General features: G+C 69.6%; 30 protein-coding genes and 1 tRNA gene. 28 read left to right on the top strand and 3 right to left on the bottom strand.

Going from position 1 to position 21,555, the window contains the following annotated elements:
* Positions 1 to 101: 101 nt before the first annotated feature.
* The 20 genes from ACIBQZ_RS38885 to ACIBQZ_RS38790 all read left to right on the top strand — a co-directional run bounded on the left by ACIBQZ_RS38885 (position 102) and on the right by ACIBQZ_RS38790 (position 11,549).
* On the top strand, positions 102 to 311 hold the full coding sequence (locus ACIBQZ_RS38885; protein ID WP_396093946.1) for a helix-turn-helix domain-containing protein: 210 nt from the start codon (positions 102 to 104) through the stop codon (positions 309 to 311).
* Between the two features lie 122 nt (positions 312 to 433).
* Positions 434 to 823: a hypothetical protein gene (locus ACIBQZ_RS38880; protein WP_396093945.1), complete on the top strand. Its 390-nt coding sequence runs from the start codon at positions 434 to 436 to the stop codon at positions 821 to 823.
* Complete coding sequence (locus tag ACIBQZ_RS38875) at positions 820 to 1,149, top strand: hypothetical protein (RefSeq protein ID WP_396093944.1); 330 nt, start codon at positions 820 to 822, stop codon at positions 1,147 to 1,149. The genes ACIBQZ_RS38880 and ACIBQZ_RS38875 overlap by 4 nt, the downstream gene beginning before the upstream one ends.
* Complete coding sequence (locus ACIBQZ_RS38870) at positions 1,146 to 1,322, top strand: hypothetical protein (protein ID WP_396093943.1); 177 nt, start codon at positions 1,146 to 1,148, stop codon at positions 1,320 to 1,322. The genes ACIBQZ_RS38875 and ACIBQZ_RS38870 overlap by 4 nt, the downstream gene beginning before the upstream one ends.
* A complete protein-coding gene (locus ACIBQZ_RS38865; RefSeq protein ID WP_396093942.1) occupies positions 1,319 to 1,513 on the top strand; it encodes a hypothetical protein in 195 nt (64 codons plus the stop codon). Before ACIBQZ_RS38870 ends, ACIBQZ_RS38865 begins: the two co-directional genes overlap by 4 nt.
* A complete protein-coding gene (locus ACIBQZ_RS38860) occupies positions 1,506 to 1,796 on the top strand; it encodes a hypothetical protein (RefSeq protein WP_396093941.1) in 291 nt (96 codons plus the stop codon). Before ACIBQZ_RS38865 ends, ACIBQZ_RS38860 begins: the two co-directional genes overlap by 8 nt.
* Positions 1,793 to 3,106, top strand: coding sequence for a hypothetical protein (locus ACIBQZ_RS38855; protein WP_396093940.1), 1,314 nt, complete (start codon positions 1,793 to 1,795; stop codon positions 3,104 to 3,106). The genes ACIBQZ_RS38860 and ACIBQZ_RS38855 overlap by 4 nt, the downstream gene beginning before the upstream one ends.
* Positions 3,103 to 4,911: a UvrD-helicase domain-containing protein gene (locus tag ACIBQZ_RS38850; RefSeq protein WP_396093939.1), complete on the top strand. Its 1,809-nt coding sequence runs from the start codon at positions 3,103 to 3,105 to the stop codon at positions 4,909 to 4,911. The genes ACIBQZ_RS38855 and ACIBQZ_RS38850 overlap by 4 nt, the downstream gene beginning before the upstream one ends.
* Positions 4,908 to 5,123, top strand: coding sequence for a hypothetical protein (locus ACIBQZ_RS38845; RefSeq protein ID WP_396093938.1), 216 nt, complete (start codon positions 4,908 to 4,910; stop codon positions 5,121 to 5,123). The genes ACIBQZ_RS38850 and ACIBQZ_RS38845 overlap by 4 nt, the downstream gene beginning before the upstream one ends.
* A gap of 3 nt (positions 5,124 to 5,126) precedes the next feature.
* A complete protein-coding gene (locus ACIBQZ_RS38840) occupies positions 5,127 to 5,516 on the top strand; it encodes a hypothetical protein (protein ID WP_396093937.1) in 390 nt (129 codons plus the stop codon).
* A 70-nt stretch (positions 5,517 to 5,586) separates the two neighbouring features.
* Positions 5,587 to 6,465 carry a hypothetical protein gene (locus ACIBQZ_RS38835; RefSeq protein ID WP_396093936.1) on the top strand — a complete coding sequence of 293 codons (879 nt, stop codon included), beginning with the start codon at positions 5,587 to 5,589 and terminating at the stop codon, positions 6,463 to 6,465.
* Positions 6,462 to 6,662, top strand: coding sequence for a hypothetical protein (locus ACIBQZ_RS38830; RefSeq protein WP_396093935.1), 201 nt, complete (start codon positions 6,462 to 6,464; stop codon positions 6,660 to 6,662). Before ACIBQZ_RS38835 ends, ACIBQZ_RS38830 begins: the two co-directional genes overlap by 4 nt.
* Positions 6,649 to 8,064, top strand: a complete 1,416-nt coding sequence (locus tag ACIBQZ_RS38825) for a hypothetical protein (protein ID WP_396093934.1) — start codon at positions 6,649 to 6,651, stop codon at positions 8,062 to 8,064. The genes ACIBQZ_RS38830 and ACIBQZ_RS38825 overlap by 14 nt, the downstream gene beginning before the upstream one ends.
* On the top strand, positions 8,057 to 8,311 hold the full coding sequence (locus ACIBQZ_RS38820) for a hypothetical protein (protein ID WP_396093933.1): 255 nt from the start codon (positions 8,057 to 8,059) through the stop codon (positions 8,309 to 8,311). The genes ACIBQZ_RS38825 and ACIBQZ_RS38820 overlap by 8 nt, the downstream gene beginning before the upstream one ends.
* Complete coding sequence (locus ACIBQZ_RS38815) at positions 8,308 to 8,898, top strand: hypothetical protein (protein ID WP_396093932.1); 591 nt, start codon at positions 8,308 to 8,310, stop codon at positions 8,896 to 8,898. Before ACIBQZ_RS38820 ends, ACIBQZ_RS38815 begins: the two co-directional genes overlap by 4 nt.
* 481 nt (positions 8,899 to 9,379) lie before the next feature.
* Positions 9,380 to 10,033 carry a hypothetical protein gene (locus tag ACIBQZ_RS38810; protein WP_396093931.1) on the top strand — a complete coding sequence of 218 codons (654 nt, stop codon included), beginning with the start codon at positions 9,380 to 9,382 and terminating at the stop codon, positions 10,031 to 10,033.
* A 120-nt stretch (positions 10,034 to 10,153) separates the two neighbouring features.
* Complete coding sequence (locus tag ACIBQZ_RS38805) at positions 10,154 to 10,384, top strand: hypothetical protein (RefSeq protein ID WP_396093930.1); 231 nt, start codon at positions 10,154 to 10,156, stop codon at positions 10,382 to 10,384.
* 50 nt (positions 10,385 to 10,434) lie between these two features.
* A complete protein-coding gene (locus tag ACIBQZ_RS38800; protein WP_396093929.1) occupies positions 10,435 to 10,779 on the top strand; it encodes a PadR family transcriptional regulator in 345 nt (114 codons plus the stop codon).
* A complete protein-coding gene (locus ACIBQZ_RS38795) occupies positions 10,776 to 11,255 on the top strand; it encodes a hypothetical protein (RefSeq protein WP_396093928.1) in 480 nt (159 codons plus the stop codon). The genes ACIBQZ_RS38800 and ACIBQZ_RS38795 overlap by 4 nt, the downstream gene beginning before the upstream one ends.
* Before the next feature lie 217 nt (positions 11,256 to 11,472).
* Positions 11,473 to 11,549, top strand: a tRNA-Met gene (locus tag ACIBQZ_RS38790).
* A gap of 62 nt (positions 11,550 to 11,611) precedes the next feature.
* Here ACIBQZ_RS38790 and ACIBQZ_RS38785 read toward each other — a convergent pair.
* Positions 11,612 to 11,875 (bottom strand): hypothetical protein, encoded by a 264-nt coding sequence (locus ACIBQZ_RS38785; protein ID WP_396093927.1) that lies wholly within the window; start codon positions 11,873 to 11,875, stop codon positions 11,612 to 11,614.
* Positions 11,876 to 12,016: 141 nt separating this feature from the next.
* Between ACIBQZ_RS38785 and ACIBQZ_RS38780 the strand changes: the two genes are divergently transcribed.
* Positions 12,017 to 12,262, top strand: coding sequence for a hypothetical protein (locus ACIBQZ_RS38780; RefSeq protein WP_396093926.1), 246 nt, complete (start codon positions 12,017 to 12,019; stop codon positions 12,260 to 12,262).
* Between the two features lie 75 nt (positions 12,263 to 12,337).
* On the top strand, positions 12,338 to 12,847 hold the full coding sequence (locus ACIBQZ_RS38775) for a helix-turn-helix domain-containing protein (protein WP_396093925.1): 510 nt from the start codon (positions 12,338 to 12,340) through the stop codon (positions 12,845 to 12,847).
* Here the strand turns inward: ACIBQZ_RS38775 and ACIBQZ_RS38770 are convergent.
* On the bottom strand, positions 12,816 to 13,250 hold the full coding sequence (locus ACIBQZ_RS38770; protein ID WP_396093924.1) for a hypothetical protein: 435 nt from the start codon (positions 13,248 to 13,250) through the stop codon (positions 12,816 to 12,818). The genes ACIBQZ_RS38775 and ACIBQZ_RS38770 overlap by 32 nt on opposite strands.
* 28 nt (positions 13,251 to 13,278) lie before the next feature.
* Between ACIBQZ_RS38770 and ACIBQZ_RS38765 the strand changes: the two genes are divergently transcribed.
* Positions 13,279 to 14,565, top strand: a complete 1,287-nt coding sequence (locus ACIBQZ_RS38765; RefSeq protein WP_396093923.1) for a PBSX family phage terminase large subunit — start codon at positions 13,279 to 13,281, stop codon at positions 14,563 to 14,565.
* Positions 14,566 to 14,576: 11 nt separating this feature from the next.
* Here ACIBQZ_RS38765 and ACIBQZ_RS38760 read toward each other — a convergent pair whose 3' ends face one another.
* Positions 14,577 to 15,197, bottom strand: a complete 621-nt coding sequence (locus ACIBQZ_RS38760; RefSeq protein WP_396093922.1) for a hypothetical protein — start codon at positions 15,195 to 15,197, stop codon at positions 14,577 to 14,579.
* Between the two features lie 36 nt (positions 15,198 to 15,233).
* On the opposite strand from ACIBQZ_RS38760, the gene ACIBQZ_RS38755 reads away from it, so the two are divergent.
* The 5 genes from ACIBQZ_RS38755 (at position 15,234) to ACIBQZ_RS38735 (ending at position 21,551) form a co-directional block, all read left to right on the top strand.
* Positions 15,234 to 16,847, top strand: coding sequence for a phage portal protein (locus tag ACIBQZ_RS38755; RefSeq protein WP_396093921.1), 1,614 nt, complete (start codon positions 15,234 to 15,236; stop codon positions 16,845 to 16,847).
* A gap of 482 nt (positions 16,848 to 17,329) precedes the next feature.
* Positions 17,330 to 19,366, top strand: coding sequence for a phage minor capsid protein (locus ACIBQZ_RS38750; protein WP_396093920.1), 2,037 nt, complete (start codon positions 17,330 to 17,332; stop codon positions 19,364 to 19,366).
* Positions 19,363 to 19,632: a hypothetical protein gene (locus tag ACIBQZ_RS38745; RefSeq protein ID WP_396093919.1), complete on the top strand. Its 270-nt coding sequence runs from the start codon at positions 19,363 to 19,365 to the stop codon at positions 19,630 to 19,632. The genes ACIBQZ_RS38750 and ACIBQZ_RS38745 overlap by 4 nt, the downstream gene beginning before the upstream one ends.
* 198 nt (positions 19,633 to 19,830) lie before the next feature.
* Positions 19,831 to 20,484 carry a hypothetical protein gene (locus tag ACIBQZ_RS38740; RefSeq protein WP_396093918.1) on the top strand — a complete coding sequence of 218 codons (654 nt, stop codon included), beginning with the start codon at positions 19,831 to 19,833 and terminating at the stop codon, positions 20,482 to 20,484.
* Between the two features lie 47 nt (positions 20,485 to 20,531).
* Positions 20,532 to 21,551 (top strand): major capsid protein, encoded by a 1,020-nt coding sequence (locus ACIBQZ_RS38735; protein WP_396093917.1) that lies wholly within the window; start codon positions 20,532 to 20,534, stop codon positions 21,549 to 21,551.
* The last annotated feature ends 4 nt before the right edge of the window (positions 21,552 to 21,555 follow it).

Genomic DNA, 21,555 nt, shown 5'->3' with positions numbered 1-21,555 from the left:
GGCCGATCCAATATCAGCCGAAAGTATGAGCGTTCACGTGCGCAGGAATCCGCTACCGTCTTCCTATGCACGTGAAAACACGCGGGAACACCCCAGCGCACATGAAAGACGAGATCGGGTCCGAGCGGCTCTTCAACTCGCGTGAAGCGCGGGAGCTCCTCGGCCACATCTCGGAGCGGACGTTCCGCGAGCTCACCAAGACCGGTGCGCTGCCGGCGGTGAAGCAGGGCGCGTTCGTGTACGTCCGCAAGTCCGCGATCGAGGCCTACATCGCCGCGCTGCCGGCCGTCGCCGACCGGATCGCCTCATAGCCCGGGGCCGGTCGGTGCTGCGTTCTGTCCGCCGACCGGCCCCGCACCAACTGCTCCAGAAAACGACCAGCGGCCCCGTCATCGCTCGCCAGCGCCGGGACCGCCAGACGAAAGGAAGCCTAGTGCCTCAGCCAACGTACGCCGAGCTGGCGGACGCTCTCCGCGAGGTCGCGGACCGGATCGCCAGCTTCGACGACCGCGACATCGCCAAGCCGAACTCCCTCAACCTCTACCTCAGCTTCGGCTACCTGCCCTCCCACGGGCCGCAGATGACCCCGGCCGTCGACGCGATCGCCGCTGCCCTGGGCGTCACCGCCGCGACCAAGGTCGAGGGGCGTGGCACGAACCGGACCGCCGATCACAAGGCCGAGCACAGGGAGGGCCCTCTGCGGGTGGTTGTCCGCACGAGCGTCGAGCCGCCGCCGCTGAAGCGCCGCAGCACCGCGGACATGCAGGCCGAGCTGGACCGGCTCAACAACGAGCTGGCCGAGGCGCGCCGGAGCCAGGCATGACCGTCATCAACCTGGTCCTCGTCGCCCTGGTCGCGTACGCGCTGTGCGGCCTATTCCTCGGCCTGGCCGTCGTCTACCGGCGCCGGTCCAAGGCCGTGCTCAGGGCTGCGGCCGCTGCGCACAGCGACAGCCAGCTGCTCCGCGAAGAGCTGGCCGCCTCGCGCAACTGGAACAACGAGCTGCGGGACGCCAACACCGCCGTGCAGCACCTGGTCACTTCCGACCCGATGCACCTCGCCGACCAGCTGCCGCAGCGCAGCGACCCCCTGGAGCAGCTCTACCTCCTCCCGCCCTTCACCCCCGACCACGAGAGGGGCCAGCAGTGATCACCGTCGAGCTGACCCAGACGAAAGTCACCCAGAACAAGGTCGTCTACACCTCCCCGCAGGACGAGGCCGTCCCGGTGTCCTCGATCTACATCCGCAAGGACGCCCTCAACAAGGACCCGCGCGGCCACTGGCCAGCCAAGGTCACCGTCCTCGTCGAGGTGGCCCAGTGATCGTCGGAGGCGACCGCAGCGTCGTCACCGTGCCGGTCAAGCCCTGCTGCCTAGTCCTGCTGGGCGACGTCTGCGACTGCCCGCCCGGCACCGTCGCCGCCGACCCGGAGCCGAGCAGCAGCTACCCGACGCCGCAGATCTTCATCAGCGTCGGCGGCCGGCTCGTCCTCCACCAGGTCAGCCATGGATAACGCCCGCCTCTTCGCCGCCCTCGTCTACGGCGCGTGGGGCCTCGCCGTCCTGCTGGCCGCCCTGTGGATCGCCTGGTGCCTGCTCCGTGGCCTGGTCACGGACACGCACGAGGGGGCCTCCCTCGACAGCACCACCGTGATCGTCCTGCCCATCGAGGACGAGCCGGTCGGCCACCACCGCCTGGGCGCCATCGAGCACGTCCCCACCGACTACACCCCGCACATCGGCCGCCGGCTGATCGCCCGCGAGACCGAAACCCAGCGAATCGAGTACCCCCGATGACCCTCCGCACCCGCAAGCCCACCGGTCAGATGACCAACCCGGTGATCCTGCTCGAAGGCGAGACAGGCGCTGGCCGCTCCTGGAAAGCAGCGGAACTGTCCGCCAGCCCCAAAATCAACCGGACCTTCTGGCTCCAGCTGGGCGAGGTCACCGCCGACGAGTACGGCCTGATCAAGACCAGCGCTGGTCAGCCGGTCCGCTACGAGATCGTCGAGCACGACGGCACCTGGGCCCAGATCTACCAGTCGGTGGTGGACGCCAAGGCAGAGGCACACCTCGACCGGCGCACCGACCCCCGCCCAGACGTGTTCGTGCTGGACACGGTCGGCGCCGTGTGGGACCTGCTCTCCGAGTGGGCCTACAACCGGGCCAAGGGCAGCAAGAAGAACCGGGAGGCCTTGGCCGCGGACCCCAACGCCGAGATCGACATCAGCTCGAACTACTGGAACGAGGCCACCGGGCGGTGGCGGCGCATGATGACCCAGCTGATGACCTTCCCGGGCATCGTCATCCTGCTGTCCCGGGGCAAGGAAACGATCTACCTGGAGAACGGGCGTCCGGTCACCGGCCGCGGGGACTACCGCGTCGAGGGCCAGAAAGGGCTCGTCTCCGACGTCCGGGTGTGGCTCCGGATGACCCAGGAGCTTGGCTACGGCAAGGCCAAGCTGATCAAGCTGCGGACCGTGCACGACTCGGTGGTGCCGCCCAAGGCCGGCGACTCCGTACAGAAGCTCCGGGGCCACGGGGAGATCCTGACCGACTTCTCCCTCGAAGCGCTGATCTTCGAGCGCCTGCAGTACGACCCGGCCAACGTCATGCACAACGCCCTGGTCCCGCTGCAGGCTGGCAGCGACGCCCCGCTGACCGATGCCGCGCTGCCGCTGGAGCTGGGCATCCAGTCCGCCGAGGACATTGAGCAGCTCAAGACGGCGTGGCAGACGGTTGTCGCGGTGCACGGCGAGCAGAAGATCACCGACGACGACCGGCGCACGCTTCGCCGGCTGCTGGACGCTCGCCGACTGAGCTTCGAGCACGACGCCGAGCGGCAGCGACTGCTGGGGCGGATCGAGCAGGCCCAGGTGGCACCGCCGAAGAATCCGGGCAACGATCCGGCACGGCGCCGCATGATGGCGCTCTTCGGCCAGGCCGAGATGGGCGACGACCGGGACGCCCGGCTCGCGTACGTCAGCAACATCGTGGGCCACGAAGTCGGCAGCACCAACGAGCTGACCGACGACGAGGTCCAGGCCGTGTGCGAGCGCCTCGACTCCTGGCTCAAGCAGCTGGAGCCCACCGGAGCCCCGGCATGAAGCACCGGCCCACCGACGAGCAGCAACTCGTCATCGACGCCTTCACCTCGGCCGCCCGCCCGACCCTCGTGGTCCAGGCAGGCGCCGGGTGCGGCAAGTCGTCCACCCTGAAGATGGCCGCCCAGGCCCAGCCCGGCCGCCGCGGCCTCTACGTCGCCTACAACCGCGCCCTGGCCCAGGAAGCCAAGCGGAGCTTCCCCGTCAGCGTCGCCTGCCGCACCGCCCACAGCCTGGCGTTCGGGCCGGTCGGCAGCCAGTACAAGAACCGCCTCGACGGCCCCCGGGTGCCGGCCATCCAGGCCGCGGGGATCCTCGGCTTCAACAGCCCCGTCGAGATCGCCCCGAAGCTCGCCCCGCTCGCCCCCGCGAAGCTCGCACGGCTCGTCCTCGAAGGCGTCAACCGCTTCCTCAACTCCGCCGACCTGGAGCCGGACGCCCACCACGCCGTGCCGGTCGACGGGTACAGCCGCACGGACAACCGTGAGCTGGCCCGCTACCTCGTGCCGTTCATGCGCAAGGCCTGGGACGACCTGCAGGGCAAGTCCGGCCGGCTGAAGTTCACCCACGACGTCTACCTCAAGCTCTACCAGCTGTCCCGGCCCCGGATCCCGGTCGACTTCGTCCTCCTCGACGAGGCACAGGACCTCAGCCCGGTCATGGCCAGCATCTTCCACATCCAGGACCACGCCCAGCGGATCATGGTCGGCGACTCCGCCCAGGCCATCTACGGCTTCCGCGGCGCGATCGACGCCATGGCGAAGTTCCAGGCCGACCAGCGGCTCACGCTCAGCCAGAGCTTCCGGTTCGGACCGGCGATCGCCGCCGAGGCCAACAAGTGGCTGGGCCTGCTGAACGCGCCGCTGCGCCTGCGTGGCTTCGACCCGCTCCACTCCATGATCTGCCCAGAGCCAGCGCCGGACGCGATCCTGTGCCGGTCCAACGCCGGCGCGATCGCGCAGATCCTCCACACCACCGCCGCCGGCCGGAAAGCCGCGCTGGTCGGCGGCAGTGACGAGATCCGCCGCCTCGCCGAGGCCGCCCAGGAACTGATGGACGGCTCCGGCACCTCCCACCCGGAGCTGCTCGCCTTCAAGACCTGGGACCAGGTCCGCGAGCACGCCACCCAGGACGACGCCTCCGGAAACCTCAAGACCCTGGTCAAGCTGATCGACGACCACGGCCCGGACGTCATCGTCGGGGTCGCTGAGGGCCTGGTCGACGAGTCCCGCGCCGACGTCGTCATCTCGACGGCGCACAAGGCCAAGGGCCGTGAATGGGATGCGGTGAAGATCGCCTCCGACTTCCGGGAGCCCCGGACCGACCGGGCGACCGGCGGGGCGCTGCTCGACGCGGACGAGCTGATGCTGGCGTACGTCGCGGTGACACGGGCCCGGACCGTCCTGGACCGGGGGAGCCTGCACTGGGTCGACTACTACACCCGGCCCCAACCTGCCTGGCCGATCAGCGCCGTCGAGCGGGAGCAAGCGGAGCGCCTGGGCCTGGTCGTCGACGACGAGTACGCGGAACCGGCCGCGCCGTTGTCGCCGCTGGCACGGGCGGTCCGGGAGCACCCGGAGGCGGTCCTCCCGGATGCCCCCGACGAGCTGGCCGCCGAGCCGGTCGCTCCGGAGCAGCCTCGGCCAGGGCCGGCCGGTCCGGCGCCGGTGGCGCGCAAGGCCTGCACGTGTGACCACGTCGAACGGGTCCACAAGATCAACGCCAAGGGTGTCCGTACGAAGTGCTCGGCGTCCGGCTGCGGCTGCACCACGTTTGAGCTGGCCGTTCTGGTGGGGGCGTCGGCATGACCGAGACCTACAGCGACCCGCGCGTCCGCCGGTCCAGGCCGCTGGTGGCGCACCGGTTCCGTGCCGACCCGGCGACGCCCGGGGTGTGCCTGAGCTGCCCGCTGATCGAGAAGAACGCCGTCCACGACCCGGTGGCGGTCGCGGCCGTCGCCGCAGCCGCGCACGAGGCCCAGGCGGAAGAGCGGCGGCGCCTGGGCGAGCGGGAGGACTGACCGATGCACCTCGTCGACGACGACCAGGCCGCGCGCCTGGCCACGATCGCGGCCCAGCTGGTCGGCCGCGTACGCAGCACCGACCCGGACGCGAACGCCCGCTGGCTGGCCGAACAGCTGCCCGACCCGGCCGACTGGTGGCGACTCACCTTCGTGCTCGCCGCGGCCGTGCCCGACGACCGAACGTGGCGAGAACTCACGGAGTGGACGGTCGCTCCGCTCGGCCCGCCACGCGAGACGCCACCGGCGTGCGGATATCGCGGCAGCAGCGACGCCGGCGCCCGGAACCACCGGCTCCACGGCGAGCCGGTCTGCCAGCACTGCGGTGAGGCCGAACGCGTCTACAACCGCCGCCGCAAGGCCCGGTACCGAGCCCGTCAGCAAGCCGCATGACCCGCTGGCCGGCCCCGTCTTCCCCCGGGGCCGGCCAGCTCCCACCGAACCTCACAGATCAGGAGACAGGGTGAGCTACCAGGCCGTGCAATGGGCGTTCGACATCGCGCCCATGCTGCGGATGCCCTCGGGGAAGCCGGACACCACCGCCCGAGGCGTTCTCGTCGCCAGGGCCGAACGGGCCGACGAGAACGGCATCGACACCCACGCTGGCGTCGAAGAGATCATCTGGCGCACCGGGTACGACGAGCGGACCATCCAGCGCGCCGAGCGGCGCCTGGAACAGGCCGGGCTCCTCGTACCGGACGGCACGACCCGGCACGGCACACCGCGGTGGAACCTCAACCTCGCCCTGTGCCGAGACGAGGCCGAGCGCGCCGAGATCGCCGCCGCGGTGGAGGGCAGAAAGACCGCAAATCGGGACCGGGAACGGGCCCGCCGCGACCGTCACCGCGCCGAGCGTGCGCACTCTGCGTCCACACGTGTGGACGCAGAAAACACACGTGAAGATTCTGCGTCCACACGTGCGCATCTTGACTCCACACGTGTGGACGCAGCGCCCCCCGAACCACCCATGAACCACCCAGGAACCACCCGAGGAACCACCCCGGAACCTCCCTCTGGGGGCACGCTGCCCCCAGACCCCCTGCGACCCCCGTCGCCTCCGGCTCCGGGGACCTCACCGCAGAAGCCGCTGTCCGAACCACCCACGCCAGCCCAAGACCACCAGGGCGACCCACTACCGCACGCGCACGCGGATGAGACAGCCACGCCGCTGCGCCTGGTCGCCACCAACGATCAGCCGGCCGCCGGCGGCCCACCGCGCGGCATCTTCCCCATCCCGGTGCCCGGCCGCCGGCTCAGCCGAGCCGAGGAAGCCATCGCCGCCGCCACCGCCCGCCGTGAGGCCGCCCGCCGCGCCTTCCAAGGCCGGGAGACCACCGGATGACCCGGCACCTCACCCCCGGCGAGCGCCGGGCCCGGGCCTCGGCCGCCACGGCCGTCGCCCGGGCCCTCGCCCACACCCGACCCCAGCCCGCCCAGGACGACGACGTCCGCCTCGGCGAGCTCTTCCCGTACGTCACCCACCGCAGAGCCGCAGAGATCCGCAGAGAGATCCAGGAGACCCGCCATGACCAGCGATGAGGAAAGCTTCCCCATCCGCTACCTCGACCTTGCCGCCGAGGCCCGCCAGTACACCTGGACCCCGCCGGAGCCGGTCCGCCAGCGCGATCCCCGCCTGCACCCCGACACCCGGCCCACCAGCGTCCAGGCCCTCGACACCCAGGACCAGCTCGCCACCGCCGAGACCCAGCGCGACCTCGCCCAGGCCGACGCCGACCGCCACCTCCGCAACGCCCGCTACCTCGGCGGCCTGCTGGAGCGCATCGCCCGCACCCTCGGCGCCAACCCCCTCGACTTCGCCGAGCTGCCCGCCCTGGTCGACGGCCTCCGCACCACCACGGACCAGCTCCGCATCAAGGCCGCCGACCACGCCCACGCCCTCGACCGAGCCGAAGCTGGCGCCACCCTCTGGAAGACCCGCCTCGTCCACGAAAGCCAGCGCCTCCGCGGACACCTCGACAAGGCCCACCTCACCACAGCACGAGCCGAAGCCCGAGCCGGCGCCTACTGCCTCGCCTACGACCACCTCGCCGCCGTCACCCGCACCCTCGTCAACGCCATCTCGGTGCACGCCTACAACCTCGACCAGCCCAAAGCCGCGAGCCTCCTGGACAACCTCGACACCGTCCGCGACACCCTCAGCCGCGACATGGAGAGCTACCTCGCCGAGCCCTACGACGACATCACCCCCGACACCCGCGTCGACCTCACGCCAGCAGGTCACGCCGTCGCGTCACAGCCCACAGCAAAGCCCTGCCAGCCCGGCTGCGGCATCGGCTACCACCTCCAAGGCTGCCCCCACATCGGAACCCAACTCGGCATCGCACCCGACGGCAGCGAGCTGGCGGCTTCCTCGGTTCCTCACGTCGCGCGCGAGAGCGGCCACTGGGCGTGCACGCAGTGCGGGTACCAGAACGCTGGTGGGGTATGCACGCACTGCGGCTTCGTTCCGGCCGCCACGGTGCGGCTGTCCGTGCGTCGCGAGGGCGAGGTCATCCACCCCACCGACGACGTCCTCTGCGACATCGCCGACGAACGCGAGGCCCAGGACGCCCGGCTCGGCGAGCTGAACTACCGCGATGGCACCAGCCGCCTGCTGGCCGGCATGGCCGACGACGCGCGCCGCGACGCCCAGCACACCGCCAGCCAGAACCGGCTCACGTGGCTCGACGTCCTCGCCGAGCAGTTCTGGGCGGCGATGGCCGAGGAAGACCCGGAGGTACTGCGTGGCCGGCTGGTGCAGGTGGCTGCGTGGGCGGTGGCGTGGGCCGAGGCCATCGACCGCCGCCTCGCCGAGGCCGCGGGCGAGGACCTGATGACGCCGGGTATGCCGAACCCGTGCCAGCCGATCGGCTGCGACAACGGCCACCACCTGCCGGGCTGCACGTACGCCGACGAGACCGAGGCGGCCGACCATGCCTGAGCGCCTGTATCCGATCGAGTCGACCGCCCACCTCGAGCTGGACGAGGACCAGGACGCCGCGTACCGCGATGAGCCGACCCTGGCCGCCGCCAGCTCGCCGCTGCCGGTGATGGCCGAGGACCGGGACTACCACGACACCAGCAAGCCGTGCGCCAACGCGCTGCCGATGGCGTTGCTGCTGCTGCCGTACGCCCTGGTCCGGCACGGCTGGGCCACCTGGCGCGAGCAGCGAGGCCGCCGCCGATGACCACAACGACGCCCGGATGGATGCGCCGGCGCTCCGGCCCGCAATGGGCCCACGCCAGCGGCATCCTCAACACCGCCCGCACCGTCACCCCGGAGGTCGTGTGGGCATGCGGGCCATACCTCGCCCAGCACGCCTACACCATCGCCGCCATCTGGACCGGCGAGCACCCGCTCAACGACGGCCGCAGCGGCAGCCTCGACCGCGGCCAATACCACGTACGCCGCAGCCGCATCATCGTCATCGACTACACCGACACCGGCGGCCGACACGAGCGACTCGTCATCCCCACCCGCGCCGTCGAGCGACTCGTCGCCGACCGGGCAGCGTTCCCGGCCGGCCTGATCGCCGCAGCTGACGAGGTGCTGGCGGAACGGCTCCAGGTCACCACCGCGCAGATGGCCCACAACCAGCGCTACCTGCTCGGCCAGGACCCGCCCAGCCGAGACGAACGCGACGCCCAGTTCAGGTGGCACGCCGACGTCGAGCGGCGCTGCCAGGACGTGGCCGCGGACCTGTGGCAACACGTCTGCCCGCCGCCGCCCAAACCCGTGCAGCTCGGCCTGTTCGACCTGGCCGGTGCCCGGTGACGTACTGCTGCGCAGAACACGACTGGACGGACGACGACTGGTACGACGACGACCCCACACCTGCCCCGGAAGAGCCCGACTTCGGCTGCTGGACGTGCCAGGACGACGGCGTAATCCAAGGTGCCGTTCGGCAGGTCAACTGCCCGGACTGCCGGCCCACACCTCGGCAGCGACGGCGACGGCCGCTGCGGTCCGCCTGGGAGATCCGGCAGTGGCATCGGCAGCACGAGCGCCAGATCGCCGCCAGCCACTTCTTCGACGACGACGCCCCGTTTTGATCGCCGCCGGCTGACCCAGTGCCGTCGCCTCGGTACACCGACCACGGTCCGGCAGCGCGCCCATGCCCGCACTGCCGGACCACCCACCGCACCCAAACCATCCACGCCGACCCCATCGCCTGCCCACCACCGAACCGCTGGCTGATCGCCGGAAGCCTCGTCCCAGGCCTCCAAGATCCGTCCAAGAAGCGAGGCCAACCCTGATGCACCCCGCACGCCTTCACGCCCTGGCCGCGCTCGCCTCCCTCGAAGCCGCCCAAGCCACCCTCACCCAGTACGCCCGCCACGCCCGCCAAGCCGCCCTCAGCGGCGCTGACGACCTCGGCACCGTCCAAGCCTGGCGCCCCGCGACCGAACGCCAGGCACCCCGCGCCCTGCCGGCCAACCCGCTCCTCGACGCGATCGTCCTGCAAGTCGACCGGGTCGCGAACCCGTTGCTCGAGCGAGCCCGCCGCACCGCCGACACCCTCGCCTGGATCGCCGGCGCTGTTCTCGGCGACGACTACCGCACCCGCGCGGATCCGCTGGCGCAGCTCCGCGCCGTGGTGCCCGCCCTGCAAACCAGCACCTGCGAGACGATGACGCGCTGGCTGGTCGAGCAGGACCGCCTGGTCCGCCAGGCCGCCGGCATCGGCGACGACCTCCAGCTCTGGCCCGGCGTCGCCTGCCCCGGCTGCGACAACGTGGTGCTAGCCCTGCAGATGTCCGGGCCGGCCGAGGACCGGGTGGTGGTGTGCACGGAGTCCTGCCCGTGCGCGGGCGAGGCCTGCGGCTGCGGGATGCCAGACCGGGCGGTCGGGGTCGCACACATCTGGCAGCTCACCGACCTCCGTGCCCGGCTCGCGAGGGGAGAATGACCGCATGACGTGCGAACGATGCTCCAAGGACCTGCACCGCGATACCTGGGGGAAGTGGGCCGACCGTCACGGCTGGACCACTTGCGGCGGCGACCGTCCGCACGTCCCGTTGGAGGCTCGTTGATCGTCGTGGACGGTGTGCGCTGGGGCACCGCCGCCGAGATCGCCGTGCAGCTCGGCCACGGCGTCACCGCGGCCGCGGTACGGTCCTGGGCCGCCCGGGACGGCCTGCTGGCGGTCCGTACCCGGGACGGGGCAGGGCGGCCCCAGGTGCGGTACCCGCTGCCCGAGGCGGCGCGGATCGACGCTGCGAAGCGGCACGCGGGACGTGGTCGGCCCAGGGCGGCATGAGCTACGAGCGCTATTTCACCTAGATTTGTTTCACCTAGTACACTCAGGCCATGACCGAACAGCCAGGGCGCATCACGGCGCCGCTTCTGGACGTCCTCGCGACGTTCATAGCCGCCGGGGGCGACGAACTCCACGGCTGGGCCATCATCAAAACCAGCAAGCGCGGCGGACCCACGGTCTACAAGATCCTTGAGCGTCTGACCAGCATGGGATGGATCACCGCGCGGTGGGAAGACCTGCCGGCCGAACCAGACCCGTCGGCGCCTATCAAGCCGCGACGCCGCTACTACAGGCTGACCGGCGAAGGCGCGACCCGTGCCCAGGCCCTTCTCGCTGAACGCCGCCCGGCGACCTCTCAAGCGCTCCGGCCAGCCCTCGGTGGCGGGCTCCTGTGACCGGGGTATGGCTCGCAGTGGCCCTGTCCGTCGTCACCGGGCTCCTGGTCAACGAGATCTGCGACATCTCCCCATGGCTCGCGCTGCGCATGGTCCGTCGCGCTGCGCGCCTGTGGTCCGTCGGGGACCCCATGGTTGCGGAGGCCTACGGGGAGGAATGGGCGGCGATCATCGCCGACTGTCCGGGCAAGTTGTCCAAGATGGTCCGCGCAGCTGGATTCCTGGGCGGTGCAACGCTGAAGGCATCGAGATATCGGATTGGGCGATTGAGGCGGCGCAGCCTTCGCGTGCCGTTTGAGTGGGATGTGCTCGAGGTTACGTACTTCGCTTCGGAATCCATCTTGGAGGGCGTCGCGTCCGGCGACACGGTGACGCTCAGGTTCGAGAACTCGGACGAATGGTCGACTTGGCTAGGGGAGCACCCGAAGGTCGCCGGGAGGGAGCTTAAGGTCAGGTGGTTGAACGTGAACGGTTGAACGTGAACGGTTGAAGCGCCCAGGCGAAGAGATGGCTTGACGCCGACAAGATCTTTGTTCACACTCGGCCCTGGCAGATTCTGCCCACAGCCCGGTTGAGCTCCCACCAGCTCCCGGGCTGTCGCCGTCTCCGTGGGGAAGCGGAGCGCGGGGCCGTACCGGGCGGGGCCGTAGACACGGGACCTGCGGCCCGCCCGGACCGGCAGCACCATCACAGCGCGCCGTGGAGCAGCTCGGTAGCTCGCTGGGCTCATAACCCAGAGGTCGCAGGTTCAAATCCTGTCGGCGCCACCAGGAGAGGGCGAGAGAGCGCTCTCACGACAGGTGCGAGAGAGGGCCCCTCGCGGGGCCCCTCCTCAGCTGTACCAGCAGATCAGGTGCCGAGCCTCCCCGCCGATCACCGGCGCCACCGCCCGGTCCTCGGCGGTGACCCGGTGGCCGAACGGCTCCGGCTCCGCCCGGAACGTCTCGTCCTCGTCCATCAGCGTCTCCAGCGCCGCCGCGAGCTCCTCGCGGGTCAGGCCGACCTTGGCGGCGATCTCGGCCACCCGGACCCACTGGCCCCACCGGCAGTTGTAGGCCTCGACGATCTCCGTGATGACTGCCTCGGTGCTGCGCATCTCGTTCTCCCCTGGCTTGTTCTCCCTGCTGATAGACCAAGCATACGCCTAACGTTAGGCCTAACGCAAGGCCTAACGAGCAGCAATGTTCCTAGCATGTAAGCCTTGCGCATGGCCTAACGTTAGGCCTAGACTGAGTGCATGAGCGCACACGACACCAGCAAGCTCCAGGACCTCGGCAAGCGCCGCCAGCGCCTCGAAGCTCAGCTCGCCGAGTTGGACGCCCGGCTCACCCCCGAGATCCAGGCCGCAGCCGCGGCCGGCGTACCGCAGAAGGACGTCATCAGCTGGACCGGCCTGTCCCGAGAGAGCGTCCGCCTGAAGAGCATGAGCGACGAGGAGCGCGAGGCCGTCCGCGAAGCAAGACGCAACAAGAAAGTTTCTTAACAATTCCGGGTCGCAAGGCGGCGCCGGCAGCGGACCGGCAAGGCCGGCGCCGCGCGACCCAGCTGGCGGTGCACGATGGCGAAAGGACACCCACCGGTCACCGCCGAAGACCGCCGCCGCGTCGCCGAACTCCACGCCCAGGGCCTCAGCCGCAACGCCATCGCCACCCAGCTCGGCCGATCCGGGCGCACCATCTCCCGCATCGCCGCCGAGCACGAGCCGCCGCTGACGTTCGAGCGGACCCGCACCGCGGCCGCCACCGCCGCCAAGGTCGCCGACGGCGCCGCGCGCCGCGCCCAGCTCCAGCTGGACGCCCTGGACAGCGCTGGCCGGCTGATGGGCCAGATGTTCGCCCCTACGGTCGTCTACAACTTCGGCGGCAAGGAGAACGACTACAACGAGCGCTCGGTGGAAGAGCCGCCGTTCCGCGACAAGCGCGACATCGCCACCGCGATCAAAGCCCTCGCCGACACCGCGCTGAAGCTGGCCGAGTACGACAAGGCCACCGGCAACGAGGACGAGAAGTCCATGCTCACCGACCTGCGCGCGGCGCTCATGGCAGCTCGATCCAGTGGAGGCCCTTGATCCGACTGGCCTGCTTCTGCCGAGCGTGCTCGCGTAGCTCAAGCCGAACCATCAAGGCACTGAACGTGAGGCAAATGATGGCAACTGTGCCAGAGACCCACCTCTGCCAAGTGCCGTTCGCAGAAATGCCGGTGAGTCCTACGAGCGCGAAGTAGGCGCTGAAGATGATGAACACCGCGCACAACAGCCAGCCACGTATACGGACCCGCTGGGACAGGCCTGCAAACGTGACGGCGTAGCCAGCGATCAAGGCCACAAGGAGCAAGGTGTACACGATCGCCTCAAGGTCACGTGGAAACAGCCCGATAGCGGCGCCCGACAGGTAGATGAAGGCAACTGCCAGAAGGTTTGCCACGACGTTTACAGAGACGTTTGCGAGCAGGGCAGTAGCGCGTTCGGTCACAGCTCCCATTGTCCAACCTGCGTGCAATATGAATGCGAACGAAGTGATCGACCTGCGGAAGTTCCCCCTGTCGGAGAAGCAGATCGAGTACGTCTGCGAGTCGAACCTGTTCGTGAACCTCGCCGAGGGCGCGATCCGATCGGGCAAGACCGCATCCGGGCTGCTCCGCTGGCTGATGTTCATCGCCGACCCGAAGACCCCGAAGAGCGGCGACCTGCTGGTCACGGCGAAGACGTACGACACCGCGGTCCGGAACATCTTCAACCCGCTCCGCGACCCGGCGCTGTTCGGGCCGCTGGCCAAGGCCACCTCGTACACCCGGGGCGCATCGACCGCGATGATCTTGGGTCAGCAGGTGGAGGTCATCACCTTCAACGACGCCCGGGCCGAGGAGCGCCTGCGCGGCATGACGTGCCGCGGCGCTTACGTGGACGAGTGGTCGCTGATGCAGAAGCCGTTCCATGAGCAGCTCCTGGGCCGCTGCTCTGTGGACGGGTCGCAGATCTTCGGGAACACCAACCCGGACAACCCGCGGCACTGGCTCATGGTCGACGGCATCGAACGGGCCCGTCCGGGCGGCGAGTTGGCCGGCGACTGGTACGTCCTGAAGTTCCTGCTCGACGACAACCCGGTGCTCTCGAAGGCCGTCAAGGACCGCTACCGGCGCCAGTACACCGGGCTCTACTACAAGCGGAACATCCTCGGCCTGTGGGTGATGGCCGAGGGCATGGTTTACGAGTCCTGGGACCCCACCAGGCATGTGGTCAAGACCCTGCCGGGCATCGTCCGCTGGATCTCCCTCGGGGTGGACTACGGCACCGTGAACCCGTTCGTCGGGCTGCTCCTGGGCGTCGGCGCCGACGGGAAGATGTACCTCACCCGGGAGTGGCGGTGGGACTCGAAGAATCGGCAGCAGTCCCTGACCGACGCCGCATATTCGGCCCGGCTCCGCGCTTGGCTGGACCACCTTGGCGTGCGCCCGGAGTGGGTGTGCGTCGACCCGTCCGCGGCGTCGTTCACCACGCAGCTGTTCCAGGACGGCCTGCTGCCTACCCCTGCCGACAACAGCGTCCTGGACGGTATCCGCTTGGTGGCGTCGCTGCTGGCCGAGGGCCTGCTGTACGTGCACGAGTCGTGCGCCGGCTGGATCGAGGAGATCGGCGGCTACGTCTGGGACGAGAAGGCCGCACTCCTCGGCGAGGATAAGCCGGTCAAGGCTGGTGACCACTCGATGGACGCCGGCCGGTATGCGATCAAGACCCCGGAGGTCCTCTGGCGCCCGCTCGTGCGTGGTGCCCTGGACCTTGCCGCCTGAACCCGGAAAGCCTACTCGGTGGCGGGACGCACGCTGTTGTCCTCAGTAATGCGCCAATTCATGCCGTGGACATCAACAAATGTGACATCGATTAAGAACCTTCGCCCGAGATCTTTCCACGACGTTCCCTCGGGTAGCTTCACATCCGGAAAATTTTCCTTGATGTCGAAAGAAATAATCGACTCGCCCTTGCCTGGAAGAATTTTCAACCACACTGCGCCCTTCCCCTTATGCATTACCGACTCATCCTCGGGAATGTAAACAATGGAGGAATGGAGGTTGTATACAGGTAACTCACCGAAGTTGCGAATGACCACCTGGTAAGTCCCGTACTCGATGACGTTGTTCGTAACTGGCACTCGAATTTCGCCGGCGCTTACGTGGGGGTCGTCTAGAACGACAAGTCGGGCCTGAGCGCTAAGCATGTCCTTTTGATCCTGTGCGAGGCGCCGTACCTCCTCGCGCCGCGTCTTGCGTTCATGGGCTAGCGCGCGTGCTTGCCAGGTAAAGGCTCCGACCGCGCCGACGGCTCCTGCCGCTGTCGCCCACGCTTCGACCCAGTCCGCTTCCAGCACAAGACCGGCGATGTGCCAAGTAGACGTCACAAACAAACGGTAGATGCCACCGTCCACGCGGATGGTTAGTCACGACACGAACGGAGGAGTCTGGTGCCGATCCCCACCGACGGCGCCTGGCCACCCCCGGCAGTCGCCCCCGCCTACCAGGCCTACCGCGACTGGGACGCCTGGTACGACGGCTCACCGGCGAAGCTCCGCCGCGTCTACTCCAACCGCGACGCCACAGGCCGCAGCCTCCCCCCATCGCAGCGGGTCCGCGCCGGCCAGTACGCCGGCGGCATCCTCGGCACGTTCTCCCGCTGGCTCTGGGGCGCACCACCGACCGCTGGCACCCGCGACGGCCGCCTCCACATCCCCCTGCCGTCCGACCTCGCCGCCACGTCGGCGAACCTGCTGTTCTCCGAGCCGCCCAAGCTCGACCACGAGGACAAGGCCGTCATGGCACGGTTGGAGCAGCTGGTCGAGGACGGCCTGGCCAAGATGCTGCTCCACGCCGCTGAAGCCAACAGCGCGTTCGGTGACGTCTACCTCCGCCCGGTCCTCGACGAGGACGTGTACCCCGACCGGGCGTTCCTCGCCGCCGTCCACGCCGACGGCGCCGTGCCGGTCATCCGGTGGGGGAAGTTGATCGAGGTGACGTTCTGGTCGACGCTGCTCGTCGACGGCGACGTCCACGTCCGGCTGCTCGAGCACCACGACGTCGTCGGCCGCGGCCCCGAGGCGGCCAGCCGGATCCAGTACGCCGTGCACGAGGGCACCGCTCACGCCCTCGGCCGTACGGTGCCGCTCAGCGAGCACGCCGCCGCGGCGCACCTCGCCGATCTGGTCGACGCGGAAGGCGCCCAGGCGACCGGCCTTGACCGGCTCGACGTCGTCCGGATCCCGAACGCCGGCCCGCAGCGGCAGTGGCGCACCGAGGCCTCCCTGAAGTACCTGGGCAGGTCAGACTTCGACGGCAACGAGCAGCAGTTCGACGCCCTGGATGACGTGTGGACGGGCTGGATGCGGGACATCCGCCTGGCCCGGTCCCGGATCATCGTCCCGGACTACATGCTCCAGTCGAACGGGCCCGGTGCCGGTGCCACCTTCGACGCGGACCGTGAGGTGTTCGTCGGCGTCAACTCGATGCAGAAGGAAGGCGCCGGCGTCATCACGGCGCAGCAGTTCCAGATCCGGTACGAGGAGCACAAGGCCACCGCGGACGCCATCGTGGAGACCGCCCTGCGGCACGCCGGCCTGTCCGCGCAGACCCTCGGTAGCGACGGCGAGGTCGCGATGACCGCCACCGAGGTCCAGGCCCGCGAGCGGCAAAGCTTCACGACCCGCGGGAACCGCATCGAGGGGGCGTGGAAGCCCGGGATCGTTGACGCCGTCGAGCTGCTCCTGGCCGTGGAAGCCGTCAAGTTCTCCGCCCGGCCGGAGCCGGTGAAGATCAACGTGGAGTTCGGCGACAGCGTCTCCGAAGCGCCCGAGGTCGTCGCCCGCACGATCCAGCTGCTCCACGCGGCCGAAGCCGCATCCGTCGACACCAGGGTCCGGATGGCCCACCCCGACTGGGACGACATCCAGGTCAAGGAGGAGGTCTCCCGGATCAAGGCCGACCTCTCCGCCGGCGCAACTGCTGACCCGGCGATCACGATCGGTGGCATGGCCGGCAACGACCCGCCAGAAGACCGGCGCGGAGACAGCGGCCGGGTCGCGTAGACCTTCGGTAGGGGAGATGGGTGCGGCCCCCACATCGTTTCGACGTGAGGGCCGCGGGTGGAGGTAGGTTTGCTAGAGAACCATCTGCCAGCAGATCCCGACCACGGCGATCAGCAAGGCGAGGCGGACGGTTCGGCCATTGCTGCTAACGACGTGCCGGACCGTCCGACCAATCTCTTTGATCAAGGCTCGTGACACCAGCTTTCACCTCCTCAATTGTCACGTAGAGTAACTGATGCTCTGACGTGGACAACGGTACCGGACGTGGATGCCGGTTGATGCCGGGCACCTTTGACCAGCAAGTTCGCATCTGAACTGGTTGCCGTCTTATTCAAGGCGCGTCAAGCCGCCTAGCTGCGCATTAACCCGCCACGAGTTAACTCTCCGTAAGCTATAGCCGGGGAACGGCAGCTGCGCGATGCGCCTAAACACCTAAAAGGCTGCGCCTGCGGGTATGCCATCGGACGACCCGGGAGTAGCCGATGTCGGTCACCCCCGACCAGATCGCCGAGATCAGCCGCGCCACCGTCGACCTGTACCGAGCCGCCGAAGGCGCGATCCTGCGCGAGGTGACCCGCCGGCTCGACGAAGGCCAGGACGCACCCGACTGGGCCGTCACCCGGCTCGGCGCCGTGTCGACGCTGCGCCGCACCGTCGACCAGGTGCTGCAGCTAGTCCTCGCGACGTTCGCCGACGGCATCCGCGCCGCGCTGGCCCGGGCGTACCGCGGCGGCCAGGCCGCGGCCACCGCAGACGTACCGGCGCAGTTCCTGCCCCGCGACTCGGACGCCGTCCGGGCGGCCGGGATCATCGCGGAGCAGCTGCCCCGCGCAGGCGTGATCGAGAACCTCGCCGTCGCCCTGGTCCAGGACGTCGGCGCCCGGCACTCCAACGTCGTCCGCAACGTGGTCGACGCTTACCGGAAGGTCATCGCCGAGGCCACCGCCGTGTCGGTGGCCGGCGGCATGACCCGCAGGCAGGCGTCGCAGCACGCGTACCAGAAGCTGGTTGACCAGGGCCTGACAATCTTCACCGACGTCCGGGGCCGTCGGTGGCGGCTCTCCAGCTACGTGGAGATGGGCGTCCGGACGGTCACCCAGCGCGCCGCCGTGCAGGGCCAGGTGGACCGTCAGACCCGGCTCGGGCTGCCGTTCGTGATCGTCTCCAACGAGGTCCAGGAGTGCTTCTTGTGCCGGCCGTACGAGGGCAGGGTCCTGCGCATCGACGCGGATGGCCCTGCTGGCGTGCTGCTGCTGCCGCACGCTGCCACTGGCGCCCAGGTGCCGGTTCACGTCCTGACCACCCTCGACGACGCACGCAGCCGCGGCTTCCAGCACCCGAACTGCCGCCACTCCGTGCGGACATACCTGCCCGGCGTGACGAAGCTGCCGCCCCGCGGAACGACCGCCGACAAGCAGGGTGACGAGGCCCGGCAGCGGCAGCGCGCCATCGAGCGGACCATCCGCCGGTACAAGGAACGCGAGCTGGCCGCGCTCACCCCCGAGGGCAAGGCAGCAGCGAAGGCGAAGGTTCGGCTCTGGCAGAGCCAGATGCGGGACCACCTTGCCGCCAACCCGGCGCTGAAGCGGCTGACCTACCGGGAGCAGATCGGCGCCGGGAACATCCCGGCGTCCGCCCGCCCAGCACCAGCTGCTCCGTCCGCGCCGGCACCCGCTCCGGCTCCACCGCCGGCGAGCCCGCCTCTGCCTCAGCGGCGCCGTGCCACCGCGCCCCCGGCACCAGTCGACGATCTGCCCGGGATTCTCGCTCTGGACCTGAGCCTCGCAGCGAACCGCGAAGTGGCCCGCGAGGCTTTCAGCAAGGTGATCGGCGGGGACTACGCCGGTCTCAGGGTCGAGGTCGAAAGCGCCGAGGCGCACCCGTACTACGGCCACAACGAGGACATCTCCGGGCCGATAGTCAACGGCGTGATCTACCCCGAAGGCGAACCGGGGGCCGACCCGATCGGCAGGGTCATGCGGGGCTTCTACCGCGACGAGGACGGCGCCCTGGTCGCCGTCCACGCGTACCTGGCGCTCACCGCCAAGGCCCGCGGGAAGGGCTTCGCGACGGCTTTCAACGGCCACCTGGAGCGCTGGTATCGGCAGCAGGGCATCGTCCGGATCGAGGTCCACGCGAACATCGACGTCGGCGGCTACACCTGGGCAACCCAGGGCTACGGCTTCGCCGACCACGAGTCCGCCGATGACGTCCTGGCCCGGCTGCGGTTCGTCCGCGACCTCGTCGGGGAACGCATGGACTTGATCCGCGCGCAGGCTCGCGCTGCGACCGGCGACCGCGCCGACCGGCTGAACGCCGGGGCCGACAAGCTGGAGACCCAGCTGGAGCTCGCCGCGGCTATCCTGGAGCGCGCCGAGACCGAACCGTTCGGCTCCGACCGCTACCCCACCGCGTACGAGATCAGCCAGTGCGGACGATCCTCGGCCATCGACGGCGGGACCTGGGTCGGCAAGGAGGCCATGCTCGGCTCGGACTGGCAGGGGGTGAAGTGGCTGTGACGTTCCCAGACCAGCCCATGCCCCGCCCCCGGTCGAAGCCGATCCGCCCCTCCGCCGAGCAGGTACGCCGGCAGAACGAGCTGACCGCCTGGCACGCCGAGTGGACAGCGAAGTGGGCCGACCGGGCCGGCTTCCACCCGGAGGAGCACCCGAAGCCAGGCTCGGACTACAACCTGCATCACGTCCTCCTGGACGCGCCGGCAGAGGCGCGCGAGGAGTTCTACCGCCGCGCCGACGAGATCATGGGCCGTAGCCCGGCCGCGTAGCGGACCACCACACGCTCCAGCCAGCACCCCACGCCCAGCAGGGCCGTGGGGTGCTTTGCGCTGGCGGCCGTCCGGCAAGGCCCGGGCGGCGCATCCCTCCCGTCCACGGCCAAGGGCCGCGACAACCAGGAGTCCACATTGCATCGCACCGCCCGCAGCATCGCCCTTTGCCCGCTCTCCGGCATCCAAACCGTCCGTGTGCCCCGCAAGGGATGGCGGCGCGAGGACCCCAGCATCGGCGGGGACGGCGGCGCTCCGGGCCACAACAACGGCGGTGGTACCGACTCCGGCAAGGCCGGGGACGACGACACCACCAGCACCGGCGGCAAGGCTCCGAAGATCGAAGGCGACTTCGACGCCGAACGGGCCCAAAACACCATCGCGGCCGCGCGCCAGGCCGAGGCCAAGGCCAAGGCCGAGAAGAGGGTGGCCGACGACCGGGTCGCCGCGGTCCTCAAGGCCGCCGGGCTCACCCCCGACGGCAAGGAAGACCCGGCCGAACAGCTCAAGGCCGCCGCCGCCAAGGCCGACCAGGCCGCCGAAAGGCTGCGCGACAAGAGCCTGCGGCTGTCCGTCCGGGAGAACGCCGACAAGGCCGGCGTCGACCCCGCGGCAGTCATCGACTCGTCCAGCTTCCGGCAGACGGTCGCTGACCTCGACGTTGACGCGGCCGACTACGACGACCAGGTCGTCGCCGCGATGAAGAAGGCGCTGAAGGCCAACCCGCGCCTGGCCGCCGACACCAAGGGTGCCGGCGCTGGCAAGCAGGGCGCCGACCACTCCGGCGGCGGCACCGGCGGCACCGGCCGGCCCTCCAGCCTGCGCGAGGCGTTCGCCCGCAGAACCACCTGACCCCGACACCTGTGCGCCTTGCGCACATCCACGACCGGGAGACATCCGTGACCATCACACTCGCGGACGCACAGAAGAACGCAGCGTCCGACGTCGATTACGCCGTGATCGACGAGACCCGCCGCAACAGCTGGCTGCTCGACCAGTTCGTCTTCGACGACGTGGCCACCCCGGGCACCGGCGGTGCCTCGCTGTCCTACACGTACAGCCGGCTCACCCAGACCCGCGGCGGCCAGTTCCGTGCCTACAACACCGAGTACACGCCGGCTGAGGCGAAGCGCACCCAGGTCACCAGCTCCCTCTATCCGTTCGGTGGGGCGTTCAACCTGGACCGGGCGCTCGCGCACCTGGGCGCGCGCCTGACCGACGAGCTGGCCTTCCAGACCGGCGAACTGACCAAGGGTGTGCGGAACACCTTCGCCGAGCAGTTGATCAACGGCGACCACGCCTCCAACGTCCTCGGCTTCGACGGCCTGGACGTCGCCCTCACCGGCTCGGCGACGGAGTTCTTCCCGAACCAGTCGACCTTCTACGCGGACTGGTCCGCGGCCACGCTCAACACCACCACGCTGGCCATCCTGGCGACCGACCTGCTCGACGAGTTCCTGTCGCTGCTGAACGGTCAGCCCGGCGCGTTGCTCGGCAACCGGCTCCTCATGAACCGGATCAAGGCGATCGGCAAGCTGGCCGGGATGTACACCCGGACCCAGGACGACATGGGCCGCACGATCGAGTACTACGGTCCTGCCGCGCTGGTTGACCTCGGCACCGTCAACAGCGACATGACCGGGCAGACCTCGTACATCGTCCCGGTCGAAACCCGCGACCCCGACGGTGTCGGCGGCGGCGGCAACATCACGAACCTGACCGACCTGTATGCGGTCCGGTTCGGCCTCGACGCGCTCCACGGGGCCAGCGTCGCGGGCAAGCCGCTCATGCAGACCTGGGAGCCCGACTTCACCACCTCCGGGGCGGTCAAGACCGGCGAGGTCGAGATGGGCCCGGCAACCATGGTGCTGAAGACGACCCGCTCCTGCGGCGTCTTCCGCAACATCAAGGTCAAGTGAGGTA

It is taken from the genome of Actinoplanes sp. NPDC049599 (assembly GCF_044465625.1).
Classification (GTDB): domain Bacteria; phylum Actinomycetota; class Actinomycetes; order Mycobacteriales; family Micromonosporaceae; genus Actinoplanes.
Note: the sequence above shows the minus strand (reverse complement) of the source record. Positions and strands in the feature narration are given on the sequence as shown.